Origin of the sequence: Enterobacter sp. ECC-175 (assembly GCF_043968675.1) — a bacterium.
In the GTDB taxonomy this organism is placed as follows: Bacteria; Pseudomonadota; Gammaproteobacteria; order Enterobacterales; family Enterobacteriaceae; genus Enterobacter.
In genome coordinates this window covers 3,610,417-3,631,485 of sequence record NZ_CP143776.1, presented here as the reverse complement: position 1 = coordinate 3,631,485, position 21,069 = coordinate 3,610,417, and the positions used below count along the sequence as shown (strand labels likewise).

Sequence of the window (21,069 nt, the reverse complement as noted above, 5' to 3'; positions counted from 1 at the left end):
ACTCCTGTTAACCCGAAATGCTTATGATAGCGGGTTAACAGGAGGAGGACGTAGTGGTTTATGCCATCAGGCTGTGAACCGCGAGGTTGATTGCGCCACCGCCGACGATAAGCCACACGAAGAGCACCAGCGCCATCAGCAGCGGTTTCGCCCCGGCTTTTTTCAGCGCGCTGACGTGGGTGGTTACCCCGAGCGCCGCCATGGCCATTGCCAGCAGCACGGTATCCAGCGTCACCAGCATATCCACAACCGCTTTTGGCAGCAGGTGGAAGGAGTTAAACACCGCGACCACGATAAACAGAATCGCAAACCAGGGAATGGTGATTTTGCTCTTCTGGCCGCTTCCCGCCGGGGCCAGCTGTTTTACCCGCGCGGCCAGGATAATCAGGAACGGTGCAAGCATCATGACGCGCAGCATTTTCGCAATCACCGCCGCGTTTTCCGCTTCCGGGTTAATGGCGTGTCCCGCCGCGACCACCTGCGCCACTTCGTGCATGGTTGAGCCGATGTAGATCCCGTAGGTTTCCGGGCTGAACCAGTGCGCGACCAGCGGATACATCGCAGGGTACAGGAAGATTGCCAGCGTACCGAAGATCACCACCGTCGCAACCGCCACGGTCACCTTGCTGGATTCGGCCTTTACGACCGGCTCGGTGGCCAGCACCGCGGCCGCGCCGCAGATGCTGCTGCCCGCGCCGATCAGCCAGCTTGTCTGTTTATCCAGCCCGAACACCTTCTGGCCGATAAAGCACGCCAGTAAAAAGGTGCTGGTCAGCGTGAGGACGTCGATCGCGATACCGCTGACGCCGACGTCCGCAATTTGCGAAAACGTCAGGCGAAAGCCGTAAAGAATAATCCCGAGGCGCAGCAGGTGCTGCTTGGCGAAGATCACGCCGCCGTCGCAGGCTTTCCAGAGCTTAGGGTAGACGGTATTGCCGACGACCATACCCAATAAAATGGCCAGGGTGAGGGCGCTAAACCCGGCTCCGGCGATGGCCGGAATGCTGCCGGCCCAGAGCGCGACGCCCGTTACGACGGCGCTGAGCGCAAGCCCCGGCACGAAGTGCCATACTGTTCGATGATGCTGTAAGGTGATTTCTGACATAACCTTCTCCTTTGTCTGGCTAAAGGTTACGTCGCGCTGGTTTAAAAATAAAATTGATTATATATTTATAATCAATCTTTATAAGTGGTAAGCAACCATGCACATTACATTGCGTCAGCTGGAAGTGTTCGCCGAAGTGCTGAAGAGCGGGTCGACCACCCAGGCATCCCAGATGCTGGCTCTTTCGCAGTCTGCGGTGAGCGCCGCGCTGACCGATCTGGAAGGCCAGCTGGGGGTTCAGCTTTTCGACAGGGTAGGGAAGCGGCTCGTGGTTAACGAACATGGCCGCCTGCTTTATCCGCGCGCGCTGGCGCTCCTTGAACAGGCGATTGAAATTGAGCAGCTGTTCCGGGAAGACAACGGCGCGATCCGCGTTTTCGCCAGCAGCACTATCGGCAACTACATCCTGCCGGAAGTGATTGCCCGCTACCGCCGGGATTTTCCGACCCTGCCGCTGGAGATGAGCGTCGGCAACAGCCAGGACGTGATCAACGCGGTGATCGATTTCCGCGTGGATATTGGCCTCATTGAAGGGCCGTGCCATAACGTCGATATCATCGCGGAGCCGTGGCTGGAGGACGAGCTGGTGGTGTTTGCCTCTCCGGCCTCCTCCTTATTACAGGGCGAGGTGACGCTGGAGCGGCTGGCGCAGGCCCAGTGGATCCTGCGCGAACAGGGCTCCGGCACGCGGGAAATCGTCGATTACCTGCTGCTGTCCCATCTTCCGCAGTTCCAGCTGGGCATGGAGCTTGGCAACTCGGAGGCGATCAAGCACGCCGTTCGCCACGGTCTGGGCATCAGCTGCCTTTCGCGCCGCGTGATTGCTGAACAGCTGGAAAGCGGAACGCTGGTTGAAATTCCGGTGCCGCTGCCGAAGCTGGTGCGCACGCTGTGGTGCATCCACCATCGTCAGAAACACCTTTCCAGCTCGCTGCAGCGTTTTCTGCGCTACTGCGAGATGTAAAAGCGCCCCTCTTCCCACAGGGGAGAGGGTCAGGGTGAGGGGTTTACTTATAATCCTGGCCGAGTCATGAAGCTCTCTTATAACAGTGCATTTCTGCCGGAAGGAACGCAGATCGTCTGCTACAATCGCGCCTCATTTATTGAATGGACAGCATTTTCACATGGTTTCAGAAACTAAAACCACAGAAGCGCCCGCGCTACGTCGCGCACTGAAGGCGCGTCACCTGACGATGATCGCCATTGGCGGATCGATCGGTACAGGTCTTTTTGTTGCCTCTGGCGCAACAATTTCGGCAGCAGGCCCGGGCGGGGCACTCTTTTCCTATATCCTGATTGGCCTGATGGTGTACTTCCTGATGACCAGCCTGGGTGAGCTGGCGGCGTATATGCCGGTATCCGGTTCGTTCTCGACCTACGGTCAAAAATACGTTGAGGAAGGCTTCGGCTTCGCGCTGGGCTGGAACTACTGGTATAACTGGGCGGTAACGATTGCCGTTGACCTGGTCGCCGCGCAGCTGGTAATGACCTGGTGGTTCCCGGATACGCCAGGCTGGATCTGGAGCGCGCTGTTCCTCGCCGTGATCTTCCTGCTCAACTACATCTCCGTGCGCGGTTTTGGCGAGGCGGAATACTGGTTCTCTTTGATAAAAGTGGCAACCGTCATCATCTTTATCGTGGTCGGTGTGGCGATGATCGTTGGTATTTTCAAAGGCGCTGAACCTGCGGGATGGAGCAACTGGACGATTGACGATGCGCCGTTTGCCGGGGGCTTCTCGGCGATGATTGGCGTGGCGATGATCGTCGGCTTCTCCTTCCAGGGCACCGAGCTTATCGGCATCGCGGCCGGTGAATCTGAAAATCCAGAGAAGAATATCCCGCGCGCGGTGCGTCAGGTGTTCTGGCGTATCCTGCTGTTCTACGTGTTCGCTATTCTGATCATCAGCCTGATCATCCCTTATACCGACCCAAGCCTGCTGCGCAACGATGTGAAGGACATCAGCGTTAGCCCATTCACGCTGGTGTTCCAGCACGCCGGCCTGCTGTCTGCGGCGGCGGTCATGAATGCGGTTATCCTGACGGCGGTGCTGTCTGCGGGTAACTCAGGCATGTACGCCTCAACCCGCATGCTGTACACCCTGGCCTGCGACGGTAAAGCGCCGCGTATTTTCGCCAGGCTGTCTCGCGGCGGGGTGCCGCGCAACGCGCTGTACGCCACGACCGTCATCGCGGGCCTGTGTTTCCTGACCTCCATGTTCGGCAACCAGACGGTATACCTGTGGCTGCTGAACACCTCGGGCATGACGGGCTTTATCGCCTGGCTTGGGATTGCCATCAGCCATTATCGCTTCCGCCGCGGCTACGTGAAGCAGGGCCATGATATTAACAACCTGCCGTACCGCTCCGGGTTCTTCCCGCTGGGGCCGATTTTTGCCTTCGTTCTGTGTCTGATTATTACTTTGGGGCAGAACTACGAGGCCTTCCTGTCTGACACCATCGACTGGGGCGGCGTGATGGCGACCTACATCGGTATTCCGCTGTTCCTCGTCATCTGGTTTGGCTACAAGCTGGTGAAAGGCACGCACTTCGTTCGTTACAGCGAAATGGAATTTCCGAAACGATTTAAACAATAACCGCACTTCCTCTCTTTCTGGCCCGCTCATTTGAGCGGGCTTTTTTTTGTCTCCACACTGTGCAGTGCAGATATATTTTTTAACAATTCAATTGATAATAGTTATCGTTTGCTTTATCGTTACGAAAATTTGTAGAAGATGACCGACCTGCCGAAGAAGCGGGCGGGGTGCAAAGCACTGTGAGCAGTAATGATTTGATTTAGCTGTATTTACCTCATGGAGAAATGGAATGTTTAGGTTGAATCCCATCGTCAGGGGAGGACTCTGCGCGTCTGCAATGTCCCTCGCTCTGCCTGTCATCGCAGCAGAATCCGGCGACACAATGGTTGTAACGGCAGCGGCTACCGAGCAAAACCTGAAGGATGCACCGGCGAGTATTAGCGTCATTACTCAGGAAGATTTGCATCGTAAGCCCGTTCAGAACCTCAAAGATGTGTTGCGGGACGTGCCCGGCGTACAGCTGACGAACGAAGGGGACAACCGAAAAGGGGTAAGTATTCGCGGTCTGGACAGCAGCTATACGCTGATTCTGGTCGATGGCAAACGCGTAAGCTCGCGTAACGCCGTGTTTCGCCATAACGATTTTGACCTGAACTGGGTGCCGGTGGATGCGATCGAGCGCATCGAAGTGGTTCGCGGACCCATGTCCTCCCTCTACGGTTCCGACGCCCTGGGCGGCGTGGTGAACATCATCACCAAAAAAATCGGCCAGAAGTGGACGGGAGCCCTGAGCGCCGACAGCACGATTCAGGAGCATCGCGATCGCGGCGACACCCATAGCGGCCAGTTCTTTACCAGCGGACCGCTGGTGGACGGCGTGCTGGGGCTGAAGGCCTACGGCAGCGTCTCAAAGCGTGAAAAAGACGACCAGCAAAAATCATCCAGCGACGCCAGCGGCCAAACGCCGCGCATCGAAGGTTTTACCAGCCGCGATGCGAACGTAGAGTTTGCGTGGACGCCGACGGAAGACCACGACTTCACCGCGGGCTACGGCTTTGACCGTCAGGATCGCGATTCGGATTCTCTTGATAAAAACCGCCTTGAGCGTCAGAACTATTCCCTGAGCCACAATGGCCGCTGGGGCGTAGGCAACAGCGAGCTGAAGTTCTACGGCGAAAAAGTGGATAACAAAAACCCCGGCAACAGCAGCGCTATCACCTCCGAGAGCAACGCCGTTGATGGCAAATACGTGCTGCCGCTGGGCGAAATCAACCAGATGCTGACGTTCGGCGGCGAATGGCGTCACGACAAGCTGAAAGACCCTATAAACATGACGGGTGGCTCCAGCAGCAATACGTCAGCAAGCCAGTACGCGCTGTTCCTGGAAGATGAGTGGCGTATCTTTGAACCGCTGGCGCTGACCACCGGCATCCGCATGGATGACCATGAAACCTACGGCGACCACTGGAGCCCGCGTGCTTACCTGGTGTATAACGCGACGGATACCGTGACGGTGAAAGGAGGCTGGGCAACCGCGTTTAAAGCGCCGTCGCTGCTGCAGCTTAGCCCGGACTGGGTGTCCAACTCCTGCCGCGGCGCCTGTCAAATTGTCGGTAACCCGGACCTGAAGCCGGAAACCAGCGAAAGCTTCGAGTTTGGCCTCTACTACAGCGGCGAAGAGGGCTGGTTAGAGGGCGTACAGGCCAGCATCACTACCTTCCAGAACAACGTGGATGATCGTATCAGCGTCAACCGCACGGCGAGCGTCGATCAGGCAAAAGGCTACCCGAACTACGTGGGCCTGAACGCCGACGGGGAACCTATCTTCCGCTATTACAACGTCAATAAGGCGCGCATCCGCGGGGTGGAAACCGAGCTGAAGTTCCCGGTTGCCGAAGACTGGAAGGTGACGCTGAACTACACCTACAACGACGGTCGCGACATCAGCAACGGCGGGAACAAGCCGCTGTCCGAGCTGCCGTTCCACACGGCGAACGGCACCGTAGACTGGCAGGCGACGCAGGACTGGTCGTTCTACGTTCAGGGAAACTACACCGGTGAGAAACGCGCGGTGACCTCCGGTGCGGCGACGCCGGGCGGCTACGTAGTCTGGAATACGGGCGCGGCGTGGCAGGCAACAAAAAGCGTGAAGCTGCGCGCCGGCGTGCAGAACCTGCTGGATAAAGATCTCAGCCGCGATGACTACAGCTATACCGAAGACGGCCGCCGCTACTTCGTGGGCGTGGATTATAAGTTCTGATTGCGTAATGTGCCGGGCGGCGGCTTCGCCTTACCCGGCCTACTCAATAGCACAAATTTGTAGGCCCGGTAAGCGAAGCGCCACCGGGCGAGACCCGCCGCACTTACCGCAGCAAATGCGCCGCGTGGAAGCGGAGATGATCCTCAATAAACGAGGCGATGAAAAAGTAGCTGTGATCGTATCCCGGCTGGATGCGCAGCGTCAGCGGCCAGTTTTTCTGGCGCGCGGCTTCGGCAAGCACCGCGGGCTGAAGCTGCGCGGCGAGGAACTGATCCGCATCGCCCTGGTCGATAAGCGTTGGGATTGCATCGTCTTCACGGCTGGCCAGCATCAGCGCGCAGCTGTCCCATTCCCGCCATTTTTCTGTGTCTTCACCCAGATAGTTTGTGAATGCCTTTTGCCCCCACGGCACCTGCGTCGGGTTCACGATCGGCGCAAAAGCCGATACGCTGGTAAATTTCCCCGGATTTTTCAAGGCCAGGATCAGCGCCCCGTGTCCGCCCATCGAGTGCCCGCTGATGGCGCAGCGATCGCCCACGTTAAACTCGGCCTGAACCAGCGCAGGCAGTTCGTCACGGACGTAGTCATACATGCGGTAATGCGTCGCCCACGGCTGCTGGCTGGCGTTGAGGTAAAAACCGGCGCCTTTTCCAAGGTCGTAACCGGCGTCGTCGGCAACGTCGTCACCGCGCGGGCTGGTATCCGGCATCACCAGCGCGATGCCCAGCTCGGCCGCGATGCGCTGCGCGCCCGCCTTGGTGGTGAAATTTTCGTCGTTGCAGGTCAGGCCTGACAGCCAGTACAGGACGGGCGGCTTCGCTCCGGCTTCAGGCGGCAGGAAAATGCTGAACGTCATGGCACAGTTAAGCGTGCTGGAGTCGTGGCGCCAGCGCTGCTGTCGTCCTTCAAAACAACGGTGCTCTTCGAGCAGTTCCATGCAGGGCTCCTTTTACGGATGACTATTTGTTAAATCAATAATACAGAGTTTTCATTGGCCTGTGAGTAACTTTCACTTTCGTCGGGCGCAAGGATGTTGCATCATCAGTTAACTTATTTTTAACAATTGGAAAGGTCATGGCGTTGCGTATTGCCCTGAGCGGCTTCGTGGTTCTGGTGGTGGCGATGGGGATAGGGCGATTTGCCTTTACGCCTCAGGTTCCACTGATGATTGCCGCCGGGCAGCTCACCCTGACCAGCGCGGGCCTGGTGGCCGCGATGAACTACCTTGGCTATCTGGCGGGCGCCTGGGACGCCATGCGCGCCCATCGCTTTGTCGAAGCGCGGCTGTGGCTCGGCATTATCGGGGCCGTCGCGCTGACGCTGCTGTCCGCGGCGGCGGATAACGCCGTTGTGCACGGGCTTCTGCGCTTTGTGATTGGCTGCATGAGCGGCTGGTCGATGGTGCTGATCGCCGCCTGGACCAACGAGCGCCTTGGGCAGCTGGGCAAGCCGGGGCTGAGCGCGGCGGTCTTCGCCGGGCCGGGGGCAGGCATCGCCCTGAGCGGGCTGCTCGCGGTCTATATTCAGGCCAGATCGCTCTCCGCCGGCGCCGCGTGGCAAATCTACGGCGTGCTGGCGCTGGTGCTGATCGCCGTCGTGGCGCGCTATCTGCCGCGGGCGGGCCAGCTACATCGCCCGGGAACGGCCCCCGAGCCGCTGCACCTCACGCCTGACCTAAAAAGGCTGGTGTGGAGCTACAGCCTGGCCGGGTTTGGCTATATCCTTCCGGCCACGTTTTTATCGCAGATGGCGGTCGCCCGTTTTCCCGGCAGCCTCTTTGCCCAGTTCGTCTGGCCGCTCTTCGGCGCCGCCGCCGTGCTGGGGATTGCGCTGAGCATCGCGCTGCGGCATACCTCAACGTCCAACCGCAGGCTGGCGATCGTGCTCTGGCTTCAGGGCATCGGCGTGTTGGCCGCCTGGCTGCTGCCTGGAATTGGCGGTTTGCTGACCGGCGGGCTGCTGGTCGGCGGCGGTTTCCTCTGCGCCGTGCAGCTTTCATTGCTGTATGGCCGCGAGCTGGCGCCCGAGCATACCCGCTATATGGCGGGGCTGTTGACCACCGGTTACGCCATCGGGCAGCTGGTTGGCCCAATGACCTCCGCGCTCTCCACCTGGCTCACGCACCGGCTGGAGCCGGCGCTGGGTCTGGCTGGCCTCGCGCTGTTTATCGGCGGGGCGTTGGTCTGGAACCGTCAGCCCGAAAGGCAGCAGCGATTGCAATAATTATCGCCGTGAATACTGGATTATGTGCGCCGCCTCACGCACAATGAGCGCACACTTTTGCCACAACGAGGGCAAAAGACGCCACACCTGCAGGAGAAAAGAATGTCATCACTCAGTAAAGAAGCTGCCCTGGTCCATGAAGCGCTGGTTGCGCGCGGTCTTGAAACGCCGCTGCGTCCGCCGGTTCAGGATTTGGATAATGAAACCCGCAAGCGCCTTATCGCCGGGCATATGACCGAGATCATGCAGCTGCTGAATCTCGATCTGAGCGACGACAGCCTGATGGAGACGCCGCATCGCATCGCGAAAATGTACGTCGATGAGATCTTCTCCGGCCTGGATTACGCTAATTTCCCGAAAATCACCGTCATCGAAAACAAGATGAAGGTCGATGAGATGGTCACGGTGCGCGACATCACGCTCACCAGCACCTGTGAACACCACTTCGTCACCATCGACGGCAAAGCGACCGTGGCCTACATTCCAAAAGATACGGTGATTGGCCTGTCCAAAATTAACCGCATCGTGCAGTTCTTCGCCCAGCGTCCGCAGGTGCAGGAGCGCCTGACGCAGCAGATCCTGACGGCGCTGCAAACGCTGCTGGGAACCAACAACGTGGCGGTCTCTATCGACGCGGTGCACTACTGCGTGAAGGCGCGCGGCGTGCGCGATGCGACCAGCGCCACTACTACCACCTCGCTGGGTGGGCTGTTTAAGTCGAGCCAGAATACCCGCCAGGAATTTCTGCGCGCGGTGCGACACCACAACTAATCAGACAGGGCAGGGACCATGGAGCGAAACGTCACGCTCGATTTTGTTCGCGGCGTCGCCATTCTCGGTATCCTGCTGCTGAATATCAGCGCCTTTGGTTTGCCAAAGGCCGCCTATCTTAATCCCGCCTGGTATGGCGACATCACCCCCAGCGATGCCTGGACGTGGGCGGTGCTCGATCTCTTTGCGCAGGTCAAATTCCTGACGCTCTTCGCGCTGCTGTTTGGCGCGGGCCTGCAGCTTTTGCTCAAGCGGGGCACGCGCTGGATCCAGTCGCGCCTGACGCTGCTGGTCATCCTCGGGTTTATTCATGGCCTGTTCTTCTGGGACGGGGATATTCTGCTGGCCTACGGCCTGGTAGGGCTGATTTGCTGGCGCCTGATACGCGATGCGCACAGCGTCAAAAGCCTGTTTAACACCGGCGTAATGCTTTACGTCATGGGGCTTGGCGTATTGCTGCTGCTTGGGCTGATTTCAGGTGATGCAACGAACCGCTCGTGGGTCCCGGACGCCGCCAACCTCCAGTATGAACAGTTCTGGAAGCTGAAGGGTGGAACGGAAGCGATAAGCAACCGCGCGGATATGCTGGGGAATAATCTTCTGGCGCTCGGCGCGCAGTACGGCTGGCAGCTTGCGGGGATGATGCTGATGGGCGCATCCCTGATGCGCACCGGCTGGCTGAAGGGGGAATTTAGCCTGCGGCACTACCGTCGCGTCGGCGCGGGGCTGGTGCTCCTCGGCGTGCTGATCAATCTTCCGGCGGTGATAGCGCAATGGCATCTTCACTGGGACTATCGCTGGTGCGCGTTTTTGCTTCAGGCTCCGCGCGAGCTAAGCGCCCCGTTCCAGACGATAGGCTATGCGACGCTGATGTACGGCTTCTGGCCGCAGCTGTCCCGCCTGCGCGCGGTGGCTGCCGTGGCCTGCGTGGGCCGCATGGCGTTAAGCAATTACATTCTGCAAACGCTGATTTGCACCACCCTGTTTTATCAATTCGGCCTCTTTATGAAATTCGACCGGCTTGCGCTGCTGGCGTTCGTTATTCCTGTCTGGATTGTTAACGTGCTGTTTTCCGTTTTCTGGCTGCGCTATTTCCGCCAGGGGCCGCTGGAGTGGGCGTGGCGGCAATTAACCGCGCGTGCTGCGGGTGTATCATTGCGTAATACATCCAGATAACGATCTGGATCACAATCATTAACAAAACGGATGTAAGCGTTTTCATCCGTGTGAGCTTCTTCACGCAGTCCCTTTTCTCGTGCTGCCAGAATAGCCTCCTTGCTAAACACAGGGGGTGTCTGTGCGTTGCTGCAATTCTTTTAAGGATGGTGAATATGATCACCATTCGTGACGTCGCCCGTCTGGCGGGCGTTTCCGTTGCTACCGTTTCTCGCGTGCTGAACAACAGCGCGCTCGTCAGCCCTGAAACCCGCGAAACCGTGATGAAAGCCGTTTCGCAGCTGGGCTATCGGCCTAATGCCAACGCGCAGGCGCTGGCCACGCAGGTGAGCGATACCATTGGCGTGGTGGTGATGGACGTTTCCGACGCCTTTTTCGGCGCGCTGGTTAAGGCGGTGGACGTTGTTGCCCAGCAGCACGGAAAGTACGTGCTGATCGGCAACAGCTACCACGAGGCTGAAAAAGAGCGACATGCCATTGAGGTGCTGATTCGCCAGCGCTGTAACGCCCTGATCGTCCACTCAAAAGCCCTTAGCGACGAAGAGCTCTCCGGCTTTATGGAGCAGATCCCCGGCATGGTGCTGATCAACCGCATCGTGCCCGGCTACGCGCACCGCTGCGTGGGGCTGGACAACGTCAGCGGCGCGATGATGGCGACGCGGATGCTGATCAACAACGGACATCAGCGCGTCGGCTATCTGGCCTCCAGCCACCGTATCGAAGACGATGACATGCGCCGCGAGGGGTGGCAAACCGCCCTGAAAGAGCACGGCATCACGCCGCTTGAGAGCTGGACGGGAACCGGTACGCCGGACATGCAGGGGGGCGAGGCGGCGATGGTAGAGCTGCTGGGCCGCAACCTGCAGCTGACGGCCGTTTTTGCCTACAACGACAGCATGGCGGCAGGGGCGCTCACCGCGCTGAAGGATAACGGCATTGCGGTGCCGCAGCATTTGTCGCTGATCGGTTTTGACGACATCCCCATTGCCCGTTACACCGACCCGCAGCTGACGACGGTGCGCTACCCGATTGCTTCGATGGCGAAACTGGCTACAGAGCTGGCGTTACAGGGGGCGGCAGGGCTGCAGGATCGGGGCGCAACGCACTGTTTTATGCCGACTTTAGTGCGGCGTCATTCGGTATCCATTCGGCAAACTGTGGTTTCGATCACTAACTGATTACACGGTGTGATGTAACCGTTTTCAATCTGTGAGTAAATTCACAGTATCTTAACAAGCTGCTGACTATGATGTCAGCGTTTTAGGGGCTGAAACGCTATGTAACGGTGATTATTCACTTTGACCATAGCAAACGTGCCGGAAACATCCAAAAAAACGCATTTCTGGAGCGTTACAGACCACGGAAGATAAGCATTTTATAAGTGAACTTCGGCGATCGGTAACGTTTCTTTAACATCTGCCCGCCGATCGTTATTCATCAGAACTACCCTGCATAAAAAAAACCGGAGATACCATGAATAAGAAGGTGTTAACTCTGTCTGCTGTTATGGCAAGCATGCTTTTTGGTGCCGCTGCGCACGCCGCGGATACCCGTATTGGTGTGACCATCTATAAGTACGACGACAACTTTATGTCCGTTGTGCGTAAAGCCATCGAGAAAGATGCGAAAGCGGCGCCAGACGTACAGCTGCTGATGAATGACTCCCAGAACGATCAGTCCAAACAAAACGATCAGATTGACGTGCTGCTGGCAAAAGGCGTGAAAGCGCTGGCAATCAACCTGGTTGACCCGGCTGCAGCAGGCACGGTAATTGAAAAAGCGCGCGGCCAAAACGTGCCGATCGTCTTCTTTAACAAAGAACCTTCCCGCAAGGCGCTGGATAGCTACGATAAAGCGTACTACGTCGGCACCGACTCTAAAGAGTCCGGCATTATTCAGGGCGACCTGATTGCGAAACACTGGGCGGCGAACCCGAACTGGGATCTGAACAAAGACGGGCAGATTCAGTTTGTGCTGCTGAAGGGCGAGCCGGGCCACCCGGACGCTGAAGCGCGTACCACCTACGTGATCAAAGAGCTGAACGACAAAGGCCTGAAAACCCAGCAGCTGGCGCTCGATACCGCCATGTGGGACACCGCTCAGGCGAAAGATAAGATGGACGCATGGCTGTCCGGCCCGAACGCCAACAAAATCGAAGTGGTTATCGCCAACAACGATGCGATGGCAATGGGCGCGGTTGAAGCGCTGAAAGCACACAATAAATCTTCTATTCCTGTGTTCGGCGTGGATGCGCTGCCGGAAGCGCTGGCGCTGGTGAAATCCGGCGCGATGGCCGGTACCGTGCTGAACGATGCTAACAACCAGGCGAAAGCCACCTTCGACCTGGCGAAAAACCTGGCCGACGGCAAAGGCGCGGCAGACGGCACCAGCTGGAAAATTGAAAATAAAATCGTTCGCGTACCTTACGTGGGCGTAGACCAGTCCAACCTGGCCGAGTTTATCGGTAAATAAGTTATTTGAAATGTCTTCACTGGGCGCAATTCGTTGCGCCCTTTTATAACGCGATATGCGAGGCCAACAAGGTATAATTATGGTCAGCACACCTACTCAGTCGTCAGGCGAATACTTGTTAGAAATGAGCGGTATCAACAAGTCTTTTCCCGGCGTTAAGGCGCTTGATAATGTTAATTTAAAGGTACGTCCCCACTCTATTCATGCACTTATGGGGGAGAACGGCGCCGGTAAATCAACGTTATTAAAATGTCTTTTTGGGATCTATCAAAAAGATTCTGGCAGTATTCTTTTTCAGGGAAAAGAGATCGATTTCCATTCGGCGAAAGAAGCGCTGGAAAACGGTATCTCGATGGTTCACCAGGAGCTAAACCTGGTATTGCAACGCTCGGTTATGGACAATATGTGGCTGGGCCGTTATCCAACCAAAGGTGTCTTTGTCGATCAGGACAAAATGTACCGCGACACCCAAGCCATCTTTGACGAGCTGGATATTGATATCGATCCGCGCGCCCGCGTCGGAACATTATCCGTTTCCCAGATGCAGATGATCGAAATTGCGAAAGCGTTCTCCTATGATGCCAAAATCGTCATTATGGATGAGCCGACCTCGTCATTAACGGAAAAAGAGGTTAACCACCTTTTCACCATTATTCGCAAGCTGAAGGATCGCGGCTGCGGGATTGTTTATATCTCCCACAAGATGGAAGAGATTTTCCAGCTGTGCGACGAAATCACCATTCTGCGCGACGGCCAGTGGATTGCTACCCAGCCGCTGGAAGGGCTGGATATGGACAAGATCATCGCCATGATGGTCGGCCGCTCCCTGAACCAGCGCTTCCCGGACAAAGAGAACACGCCGGGAGAGGTGATCCTCGAGGTGCGCAACCTGACCTCGCTGCGCCAGCCGTCCATTCGCGACGTCTCCTTCGACCTGCACAAGGGCGAAATTTTGGGTATTGCCGGGCTGGTGGGCGCCAAGCGTACCGATATCGTCGAAACCCTGTTTGGCATTCGCGAGAAGTCCGGCGGCACGATTACGCTGCACGGCAAGAAAATTAATAACCACAACGCCAACGAAGCCATTAATAACGGTTTTGCGCTGGTGACGGAAGAGCGCCGCTCAACCGGTATTTATGCGTATCTGGATATTAACTTTAACTCGTTAATTTCGAATATTCGTAACTACAAGAGCAAAATTGGACTGCTGGATAATTCCCGCATGAAGAGCGATACCCAGTGGGTGATTGACTCAATGCGCGTAAAAACGCCGGGCCACCGCACGCAGATTGGCTCTCTTTCCGGCGGTAATCAGCAGAAAGTCATTATTGGCCGCTGGCTATTAACCCAGCCGGAAATTCTGATGCTGGACGAGCCAACGCGCGGCATCGACGTAGGGGCAAAATTCGAAATTTACCAGCTGATTGCCGAGCTGGCGAAAAAGAATAAAGGGATCATTATTATCTCTTCCGAAATGCCGGAACTGTTAGGGATCACGGATCGTATTCTGGTAATGAGCAATGGTCTCGTTGCCGGTATTGTTGACACCAAAACGACAACGCAAAACGAAATTTTGCGTCTTGCGTCTTTGCACCTTTAAGATCAGGGGCTCCTCATGAGTGCGTTAAATAAAAAAAGTTTTCTCACTTATCTGAAAGAAGGCGGTATTTACGTCGTTCTTTTAGTTTTGCTGGCCATTATTATTTTCCAGGACCCTACGTTCTTAAGCCTGCTGAACCTGAGTAACATTCTGACCCAGTCCTCCGTGCGTATTATCATCGCGCTGGGCGTGGCGGGGCTTATCGTTACCCAGGGGACGGACCTTTCGGCCGGGCGTCAGGTTGGCCTCGCGGCGGTTATCGCCGCCACGCTGCTGCAGTCGATGGAAAATGCCAACAAGGTGTTCCCGGAAATGGCGACCATGCCGATTTTCGTGGTGATCCTGATCGTATGCGCCATCGGCGCGGTGATTGGCCTGATCAACGGTATTATCATCGCCTACCTCAACGTGACGCCGTTCATCACCACCCTCGGCACGATGATTATCGTTTACGGCATCAACTCCCTGTATTACGACTTCGTGGGCGCGTCGCCGATTTCCGGCTTCGACAGCGGCTTCTCGACCTTCACCCAGGGCTTCGTGGCGCTCGGCAGCTTCCGCCTGTCGTACATTACGTTCTATGCGCTGATTGCGGTGGCCTTCGTCTGGGTGCTGTGGAACAAAACCCGCTTCGGCAAAAATATCTTCGCCATCGGAGGTAACCCGGAAGCGGCGAAAGTGTCCGGCGTAAACGTTGCGCTGAACCTGCTGATGATTTATGCCCTGTCCGGCGTGTTCTACGCCTTCGGCGGGATGCTGGAAGCAGGGCGCATCGGTTCGGCGACCAACAACCTTGGCTTCATGTACGAGCTGGATGCGATTGCAGCCTGCGTGGTGGGTGGCGTCTCCTTCAGCGGCGGTGTCGGTACGGTAATTGGCGTGGTGACCGGTGTGATTATCTTTACCGTCATCAACTACGGGCTGACCTACATCGGCGTGAACCCGTACTGGCAGTACATCATCAAGGGCGCGATTATCATCTTCGCGGTTGCCCTGGATTCACTGAAGTACGCGCGTAAGAAATAAGTGCTTAAAAATGAAAAGGCCCGCTCACGTAGCGGGCCTTTTTTGTCCGATGGCGCTGCGCTTAGCGGGCCTACAGCATCGCGAGTGTAGGGTTAGCGTTTCCTCTGCAACTCCAGCAGCTGCTCGGGCGTGACCGCCGGATAACCCTGCGCGTCTTCAGGCACCTCGTGCATTGCCGGGATCGGCACCAGCGGGCCTAAAAAGCGCGGCTCGCGCTTGAAGAGATACAGATCGGCCAGCGCGCCAAAGCGGGCGCCAAACTCGCGCACGCGCACGCTGAGCATATCCTTCGGCGACGGCACGGCGTAGCACTGCGCCTGAATGCCCATGTGCAGGGCAATAAACAGCGCGCGCTCGCAGTGGAAGCGCTGGGTAATGATGATGAAATCGTTGGTGTCGAAGACCTTGCGGGTGCGCACGATGGAGTCCAGGGTGCGGAAGCCGGCGTAGTCAAGCACGATGTCTGCCGGATCGACGCCGCCGGCAATCAGGTCCTTACGCATCGTTACCGGCTCGTTATAGCTTTGCTGGGCGTTATCGCCGCTCAGCAGCAGGTAGTTAACCTTCCCGCTGTTATAGGCGTTCAGCGCGCCCTGAATACGGTAGCGGTAATACTGGTTAATCACGCCGGTGCGATAGTATTTGGCGGTGCCGAGCACCACGCCGACCTGGCGGTAGGGAAGATCCTGCAGCTCGTCGAAAATGTACGGTGCGGTTTTCCAGCTCATCCAGCGGTCGAGGCCAAGCACGATCAACAGCAGTATGCCGACCAGGACAGACAGGCTGTAAAACACGCGCTTTAACATGGAGATGGCTCGTTCGTGGATGAAAGTTCACTCAGGCTACTTTACCCGCCCGGTAAGCGCAAGAAACAGAGAATCAACTGAAGGGTTTTTCATCACAGGGGCGGGCATTTCTGCCCGCCGACAGGATTACGCAAGCAGGACGCGCTCGAGTGTTGAACAGCCGAGCGCGTTGAGCGTTGCGGCGGTGGCATCCCACTGGATCAGCGGCGCGTCGGCTTTTTCAGCCAGAACGGCGCGCTGAATATCCGGGTAGTCATAGCCGTTGAGGCTCAGCAGGTTAAGGGCGCCCTGCAGTGGAGGAAGCGTCGGGTTAAACGCGGCGTTTTCGGCATAGCTACCGGTGAAGATGCGGCCATCGCGACACTGCAGGGCCACGCCGCTCGGCGAGTTGCTGTACGGCGTGTGGCTCTTATTCGCGGCAGCGATAGCGGCTTCGCTCAGGTCATCGCCGGACAGGGCGAAACCGTGGTGTTGCTCGTCCATCAGCAGGGTTTTGATCTCAAGATCTTTCGGTCCGAAGGCGTCGGGCAGGTAATCCCCCAGCGTGCGCGGCTCGCGGCCCGGCAGATTAACGCGCAGCTGCAGCCCGCTGTTTAGCTCGTTCATAAACTGCCGACAGTGGCCGCACGGGGTGTAGTTAACGGTAATGGCGCGCAGGGATTTTTCACCGCGCAGCCAGGCGTGGCTGATGGCGCTCTGCTCTGCGTGAACGGTTTGCTGCATGGTCGCACCGAGGAACTCCATGTTCCCGCCGAAGTACCAGGTTCCGCTCACGCCGCGTGCAATGGCACCCACGTTAAAGTGTGAAAGATCGGCGCGCGCGCAGGCGGCAGCCAGCGGCAGCAGCGCAAAAGCCAGCGCGTCTTCGTCCAGCCCCGTTGCTTCTTTAAGCGTCGCGACCTGCTCAGCGGTCAGCAGGGCGGGGAAATGCTCATCCGCCAGAACCGGGGCCAGGGCTGATTGCAAATTCACTGCGAGCTGGGCGAAAGCAGATTGAAAACGTGGGTGCATGGCATTGCCTCATAACGGTTAATGGATCGGTAGTGTACGGAGCCGCTAAGGTCTTATATGTGATATTAATCACATAATTTATGCAACTTATGAAATCAAAATGAAATTTGCGCGACGCATCGCAAATTTTAGCCCACTACCGCCAGGATAAGCGGGAAGACAAACGGCGCAATCAGCGAGGTGATAATCCCGCAGATGACCAGCGCCAGCGAGCTAAATGCCCCCTCCTGGTAGTCTACTTCGGCGCAGCGCGCGGTACCCAGCGCGTGCGAGGCGGTACCCATTGCCAGGCCACGCGCCGCTTTCGTGTGGATTTTCATCACGTTAAGCAAGGTATGGCCAAACACCGCGCCGAGGATGCCGACGAAAATCACGCACATGGCGCTGATGGCGGGGATCCCCCCGATGCTGCCGCCTACCGCCATGGCGATGGGCGTGGTGACCGATTTCGGCAGGATTGAAGCGGCGATCTGCGGCGATGCTCCCATCAGCAGCGCCACCGATGTCCCCGTGACCATCGCCACGAGGCTGCCCACGAAGCAGATGGTGATGATGGACTTCCAGCGGGCGCGAATTTGATGCAGCTGTTCATATAAAGGAAACGCCAGGGCCACGACGGCCGGCTGCAGCAGATCGTTGAGAATTTTGCTTCCGGCAAAATAGCGTTCGTAGGGGATGCCCGTCAGCAGCAGGAAAGGGATTATCACCACCATTGCGACCAGCAGCGGATTAAGCAGCGGCATTTTCAACCGCGCCGCCAGCCTGCGTGCGGCGAAGAATACCGCCAGGGTTAACGGCAGCGACCACCAGATATTAGCCATCATTGTTTGGTTCCTTTCTGCCCGACCACTTTGCGTTCACCGTGAACGATGTGCGAACTCCAGCTCACCACCACGAAGACCACCAGCGTGCTGACCGCGCAGGAGACGACGATAGGCCCGAACTGTGCCATCAGCAAATCGTAATATTGCATGACCCCCACGCCGATGGGCACGAACAGCAGCGCCATGTAGCGGATAAGCATGAAGCAGCCTGGGTTAACCCATTTCGCCGGAATAACCTGCAGCGCCAGCAGCACGAAGAGGATCAGCATCCCGATAATGCTGCCGGGAATGGTGATAGGCAGCAGGGAGGCGAGGAAGATCCCGGCGTACAGACAGGCATAAATCAGAACGAATGCGCGCAGATATTGCCAGATGATATTCAATGATTTGCTCATGGTGAAAGTCCTTGCTGAAACGCATTCATCATACAATTAAACCCTGAAATGTGCCACGGATCACAACATGAATTTTGAGCATACCAGACATTCCAAAACGGAACGTCGGGCATTTCCACAAATGGACAGGGTTCAGTTTACATGCAACTATAGCGCGTCTTTTTTTTACAGGTACTGATATGCGTGTTTTGCTGGCCCCTATGGAAGGCGTGCTCGACTCGCTCGTGCGCGAGCTGCTGACCGAGGTAAATGATTACGATCTCTGCGTGACGGAGTTTTTACGCGTGGTGGATATGCTACTGCCGGCAAAATCGTTCTATCGGCTCTGCCCGGAGCTGCATCGCCAGAGCCGTACTACCTCCGGCACGCTGGTGCGCATCCAGCTGCTGGGGCAGTATCCGGAATGGCTGGCGGAAAACGCCGCCCGCGCGGTTGAGCTGGGCTCTTACGGCGTCGATCTCAACTGCGGCTGCCCCTCGAAGCTGGTGAACGGCAGCGGCGGCGGCGCGACCCTGCTGAAAGATCCGGAGCTTATCTATCGCGGCGCAAAAGCGATGCGTGAGGCGGTGCCGTCTCATCTGCCGGTCACGGTTAAGGTGCGGCTGGGCTGGGACAGTGACGCGCGGCAGTTTGAGATTGCCGATGCGGTACAGCAGGCGGGCGCCACCGAGCTGGTGGTGCATGGCCGTACCAAAGAAGATGGCTATAAGGCCGAACGCATTAACTGGCAGGCGATTGGCGAAATCCGCAAGCGGCTTTCCATTCCCGTGATTGCCAACGGCGAAATCTGGGATTATGACAGCGCGCAGGCCTGCCTGAAGGCGACGGGCTGCGATGCGGTGATGATAGGCCGCGGCGCGCTGAACGTGCCGAACCTGAGCAGGGTAGTGAAATATAACGAGCCGCGCATGCCGTGGGCGGACGTCGTCACGCTGCTGCAGAAATACAGCCGTCTCGAAAAGCAGGGTGATACCGGGTTGTATCACGTTGCGCGCATTAAGCAGTGGCTGAGCTATCTGCGTAAGGAGTACAGCGAAGCGCTGGGCCTTTTTCAGGAGATCCGCACGCTGCAAACCTCGGCCGATATTGCCAGAGTGATTCAGTCCAAATAACGAAACGGCCCGGCGCAATGCCGGGCCGTTCACTCAAAATATCATCTTGAATACGCCGGTTACCACCAACAGCCCAATCAGAAAAATAATCAAAATAATCCAAAGTAATATCTTCATTTGCCTCTCCTGTGCATGTTTGTCACATAAAGTGTAGCAGCCCCTCGGCGCGCTAAATCATAATTGCGGCGAATGTGTTTAATCTATTGATTGATTTGATAAATAATTTTCCGGTTATGTGATTGTATGACAACGTGTGGATTGCCACGGGTTACTAAAAAAAAGAATGGCACCCGGCGTAATTTGCGCCTTTCATTTTTGAGTGCCTGACGTGATGAAACGTTCTTTTCTTTTAGCCCTGACGACGCCTCTGGTCTTCACGCTGGCGGCGTGCGCGCCGCAGCATCCCACGATTAACGCGATCAAAACGCAGCCGGTTGCCGCTGGCGTTAACGCACATCTGAACCACGCCGACTGGCCGAAAAGCGCGTGGTGGAAGGACTATAACGATCCTCTTCTAAATTCACTGATTGCGAAAGCCCTAGGCGATGCGCCGGATATGGCGATTGCCCGGCAGCGCATTACGCTTGCCGAAGCGCAGGCGAAAGCCGCGATGGCCGCCGACGGCCCCGAGATTGATTTTTCTGCTGACGTTGAGCGCCAGAAAATGTCTGCAGAAGGCTTGATGGGGCCGTTTGCGCTGACCGATCCAGCGGCGGGGACCACCGGCCCGTGGTACACCAACGGCACGTTCGGCCTGACGGCGGGCTGGGATTTGGATCTCTGGGGGAAAAACCGCGACCGGGTTGCGGCGCGAATAGGTAAAGTAAACGCGCAAAAGGCGGAGCTGGAGCAGACCCGCCAGCTGCTCGCGACCAGCGTGGCGCGGCTCTACTGGGAGTGGCAAACGCAGGCGGCAATCTACGGCGTGCTGAGCGATATTCGCCAGGAGCAGAATAATATTATCTCGGCGGATAAACAGCTGTATCAGCACGGGATCGCCTCGTCCGTTCAAGGTGTCGAAACCGACATTGACGCAGGCAAAACCGAAGAGCGCATGGCCGACGCCGCGGGCAAGATGAAGGCCATTGAAGCGCGGCTCCAGGCGCTGACCAATACGGCATCGGTGACGCTCACGCGCCGCGAGCTGCCGGCCGTTGAGGCGTCTTTGCCTACGACGCTTGGCTACGAGCTGCTGGCGCGTCGCCCCGATCTTCAGGAAGCCCGCTGGTATATCGAAGCGTCGATGAATGACGTTGATGCGGCCAGGGCGGCGTTCTACCCCGATGTTAACCTGATGGCATTTTTGCAGCAGGATGCGCTGCACCTGAGCGATCTGTTTCGCCATTCCGCGCAGCAGATGGGCGTGACGGGAGGCTTCACGCTGCCGATTTTCGACAGCGGTCGCCTCAACGCGCAGCTAGATATCGCTCAGGCGCAGAATAATCTCAGCGTTGCCGATTACAACAAGGCGGTGGTGGATGCGGTAAACCAGGTGGCGCGCACCGCCAGTGAAGTTGAGACCTTAACCCGCAAAAGTCAGCAGCATCAGCGCGTAGAGCGCGACGCCGCGCGGGTGGTTGCGCTTGCGCAGGCGCGCTTTAGCGCAGGGCTGATTGCGGGATCGCGCGTCAGCGAGGCGAAAATCCCGGCGCTTCAGGAAAAGATCGCCGGCTTGACCTTAAAGGAGCAGTACCTGGACGCCACCCTGCAGCTCACCTCCGCGCTGGGCGGCGGTTATCGTCAGGGGTGAAAAG

General features: G+C 57.3%; 18 protein-coding genes. 12 read left to right on the top strand and 6 right to left on the bottom strand.

Features of this window, described 5'->3' with window-relative positions; genetic code table 11:
- Positions 1-58: 58 nt before the first annotated feature.
- Positions 59-1,105: a YeiH family protein gene (locus V1599_RS17305; RefSeq protein WP_112012559.1), complete on the bottom strand. Its 1,047-nt coding sequence runs from the start codon at positions 1,103-1,105 to the stop codon at positions 59-61.
- 97 nt (positions 1,106-1,202) lie between these two features.
- Between V1599_RS17305 and yieE the strand changes: the two genes are divergently transcribed.
- The 3 genes from yieE (at position 1,203) to cirA (ending at position 5,899) form a co-directional block, all read left to right on the top strand.
- Positions 1,203-2,069 (top strand): DNA-binding transcriptional regulator YeiE, encoded by an 867-nt coding sequence (gene yieE, locus V1599_RS17300; RefSeq protein ID WP_112012558.1) that lies wholly within the window; start codon positions 1,203-1,205, stop codon positions 2,067-2,069.
- A 160-nt stretch (positions 2,070-2,229) separates the two neighbouring features.
- Positions 2,230-3,699, top strand: coding sequence for an amino acid permease (locus V1599_RS17295; protein ID WP_112012557.1), 1,470 nt, complete (start codon positions 2,230-2,232; stop codon positions 3,697-3,699).
- A gap of 229 nt (positions 3,700-3,928) precedes the next feature.
- On the top strand, positions 3,929-5,899 hold the full coding sequence (gene cirA / locus V1599_RS17290; protein ID WP_112012556.1) for a catecholate siderophore receptor CirA: 1,971 nt from the start codon (positions 3,929-3,931) through the stop codon (positions 5,897-5,899).
- A gap of 103 nt (positions 5,900-6,002) precedes the next feature.
- Here cirA and fghA read toward each other — a convergent pair whose 3' ends face one another.
- Positions 6,003-6,836 carry an S-formylglutathione hydrolase gene (fghA, locus tag V1599_RS17285; RefSeq protein WP_112012555.1) on the bottom strand — a complete coding sequence of 278 codons (834 nt, stop codon included), beginning with the start codon at positions 6,834-6,836 and terminating at the stop codon, positions 6,003-6,005.
- Positions 6,837-6,973: 137 nt separating this feature from the next.
- Here fghA and V1599_RS17280 point away from each other — a divergent pair, with 137 nt between their 5' ends.
- The 7 genes from V1599_RS17280 (at position 6,974) to mglC (ending at position 15,167) form a co-directional block, all read left to right on the top strand.
- Positions 6,974-8,122, top strand: coding sequence for a YbfB/YjiJ family MFS transporter (locus V1599_RS17280; protein WP_112012554.1), 1,149 nt, complete (start codon positions 6,974-6,976; stop codon positions 8,120-8,122).
- A 102-nt stretch (positions 8,123-8,224) separates the two neighbouring features.
- A complete protein-coding gene (gene folE / locus V1599_RS17275) occupies positions 8,225-8,893 on the top strand; it encodes a GTP cyclohydrolase I FolE (RefSeq protein ID WP_112012553.1) in 669 nt (222 codons plus the stop codon).
- An 18-nt stretch (positions 8,894-8,911) separates the two neighbouring features.
- Complete coding sequence (gene yeiB, locus V1599_RS17270; protein ID WP_395300514.1) at positions 8,912-10,069, top strand: DUF418 domain-containing protein YeiB; 1,158 nt, start codon at positions 8,912-8,914, stop codon at positions 10,067-10,069.
- 155 nt (positions 10,070-10,224) lie between these two features.
- On the top strand, positions 10,225-11,247 hold the full coding sequence (gene galS, locus V1599_RS17265; protein WP_297121946.1) for an HTH-type transcriptional regulator GalS: 1,023 nt from the start codon (positions 10,225-10,227) through the stop codon (positions 11,245-11,247).
- Positions 11,248-11,542: 295 nt separating this feature from the next.
- Entirely contained in the window at positions 11,543-12,541 is a 999-nt protein-coding gene (gene mglB / locus V1599_RS17260) for a galactose/glucose ABC transporter substrate-binding protein MglB (protein ID WP_023312468.1), read from the top strand.
- 79 nt (positions 12,542-12,620) lie between these two features.
- Complete coding sequence (gene mglA, locus V1599_RS17255) at positions 12,621-14,141, top strand: galactose/methyl galactoside ABC transporter ATP-binding protein MglA (RefSeq protein ID WP_112012549.1); 1,521 nt, start codon at positions 12,621-12,623, stop codon at positions 14,139-14,141.
- Positions 14,142-14,156: 15 nt separating this feature from the next.
- The gene (mglC, locus tag V1599_RS17250; protein WP_112012548.1) at positions 14,157-15,167 is read left to right on the top strand and encodes a galactose/methyl galactoside ABC transporter permease MglC; all 1,011 of its coding nucleotides are present in this window, start codon (positions 14,157-14,159) and stop codon (positions 15,165-15,167) included.
- 92 nt (positions 15,168-15,259) lie between these two features.
- On the opposite strand, the gene sanA is transcribed toward mglC, so the two are convergent.
- The 4 genes from sanA to V1599_RS17230 form a co-directional block, all read right to left on the bottom strand.
- Positions 15,260-15,973, bottom strand: coding sequence for an outer membrane permeability protein SanA (sanA, locus tag V1599_RS17245; protein WP_112012547.1), 714 nt, complete (start codon positions 15,971-15,973; stop codon positions 15,260-15,262).
- Between the two features lie 126 nt (positions 15,974-16,099).
- The gene (gene cdd / locus V1599_RS17240; protein ID WP_297121939.1) at positions 16,100-16,984 is read right to left on the bottom strand and encodes a cytidine deaminase; all 885 of its coding nucleotides are present in this window, start codon (positions 16,982-16,984) and stop codon (positions 16,100-16,102) included.
- 128 nt (positions 16,985-17,112) lie between these two features.
- Positions 17,113-17,808 (bottom strand): CidB/LrgB family autolysis modulator, encoded by a 696-nt coding sequence (locus tag V1599_RS17235; RefSeq protein WP_395300513.1) that lies wholly within the window; start codon positions 17,806-17,808, stop codon positions 17,113-17,115.
- On the bottom strand, positions 17,805-18,203 hold the full coding sequence (locus V1599_RS17230; protein ID WP_395300512.1) for a CidA/LrgA family protein: 399 nt from the start codon (positions 18,201-18,203) through the stop codon (positions 17,805-17,807). The genes V1599_RS17235 and V1599_RS17230 overlap by 4 nt, the downstream gene beginning before the upstream one ends.
- Before the next feature lie 179 nt (positions 18,204-18,382).
- On the opposite strand from V1599_RS17230, the gene dusC reads away from it, so the two are divergent.
- Positions 18,383-19,315, top strand: a complete 933-nt coding sequence (gene dusC / locus V1599_RS17225; protein ID WP_297121934.1) for a tRNA dihydrouridine(16) synthase DusC — start codon at positions 18,383-18,385, stop codon at positions 19,313-19,315.
- A 331-nt stretch (positions 19,316-19,646) separates the two neighbouring features.
- The gene (gene mdtQ, locus V1599_RS17220) at positions 19,647-21,065 is read left to right on the top strand and encodes a multidrug resistance outer membrane protein MdtQ (RefSeq protein WP_395300511.1); all 1,419 of its coding nucleotides are present in this window, start codon (positions 19,647-19,649) and stop codon (positions 21,063-21,065) included.
- Positions 21,066-21,069: the final 4 nt, after the last annotated feature.

What these genes read in the sequence shown, in the direction of transcription:
- cirA (WP_112012556.1), top strand. Translation starts at nt 3,929, where the DNA reads ATGTTTAGGTTGAATCCCATCGTCAGGGGAGGACTCTGCGCGTCTGCA.
- V1599_RS17280 (WP_112012554.1), top strand. Translation starts at nt 6,974, where the DNA reads ATGGCGTTGCGTATTGCCCTGAGCGGCTTCGTGGTTCTGGTGGTGGCG.
- yeiB (WP_395300514.1), top strand. Translation starts at nt 8,912, where the DNA reads ATGGAGCGAAACGTCACGCTCGATTTTGTTCGCGGCGTCGCCATTCTC.
- folE (WP_112012553.1), top strand. Translation starts at nt 8,225, where the DNA reads ATGTCATCACTCAGTAAAGAAGCTGCCCTGGTCCATGAAGCGCTGGTT.
- sanA (WP_112012547.1), bottom strand. Translation starts at nt 15,973, where the DNA reads ATGTTAAAGCGCGTGTTTTACAGCCTGTCTGTCCTGGTCGGCATACTG.
- V1599_RS17230 (WP_395300512.1), bottom strand. Translation starts at nt 18,203, where the DNA reads ATGAGCAAATCATTGAATATCATCTGGCAATATCTGCGCGCATTCGTT.
- mdtQ (WP_395300511.1), top strand. Translation starts at nt 19,647, where the DNA reads ATGAAACGTTCTTTTCTTTTAGCCCTGACGACGCCTCTGGTCTTCACG.
- dusC (WP_297121934.1), top strand. Translation starts at nt 18,383, where the DNA reads ATGCGTGTTTTGCTGGCCCCTATGGAAGGCGTGCTCGACTCGCTCGTG.
- V1599_RS17305 (WP_112012559.1), bottom strand. Translation starts at nt 1,105, where the DNA reads ATGTCAGAAATCACCTTACAGCATCATCGAACAGTATGGCACTTCGTG.
- cdd (WP_297121939.1), bottom strand. Translation starts at nt 16,984, where the DNA reads ATGCACCCACGTTTTCAATCTGCTTTCGCCCAGCTCGCAGTGAATTTG.
- V1599_RS17295 (WP_112012557.1), top strand. Translation starts at nt 2,230, where the DNA reads ATGGTTTCAGAAACTAAAACCACAGAAGCGCCCGCGCTACGTCGCGCA.
- mglC (WP_112012548.1), top strand. Translation starts at nt 14,157, where the DNA reads ATGAGTGCGTTAAATAAAAAAAGTTTTCTCACTTATCTGAAAGAAGGC.
- V1599_RS17235 (WP_395300513.1), bottom strand. Translation starts at nt 17,808, where the DNA reads ATGATGGCTAATATCTGGTGGTCGCTGCCGTTAACCCTGGCGGTATTC.
- mglB (WP_023312468.1), top strand. Translation starts at nt 11,543, where the DNA reads ATGAATAAGAAGGTGTTAACTCTGTCTGCTGTTATGGCAAGCATGCTT.
- yieE (WP_112012558.1), top strand. Translation starts at nt 1,203, where the DNA reads ATGCACATTACATTGCGTCAGCTGGAAGTGTTCGCCGAAGTGCTGAAG.
- mglA (WP_112012549.1), top strand. Translation starts at nt 12,621, where the DNA reads ATGGTCAGCACACCTACTCAGTCGTCAGGCGAATACTTGTTAGAAATG.
- fghA (WP_112012555.1), bottom strand. Translation starts at nt 6,836, where the DNA reads ATGGAACTGCTCGAAGAGCACCGTTGTTTTGAAGGACGACAGCAGCGC.
- galS (WP_297121946.1), top strand. Translation starts at nt 10,225, where the DNA reads ATGATCACCATTCGTGACGTCGCCCGTCTGGCGGGCGTTTCCGTTGCT.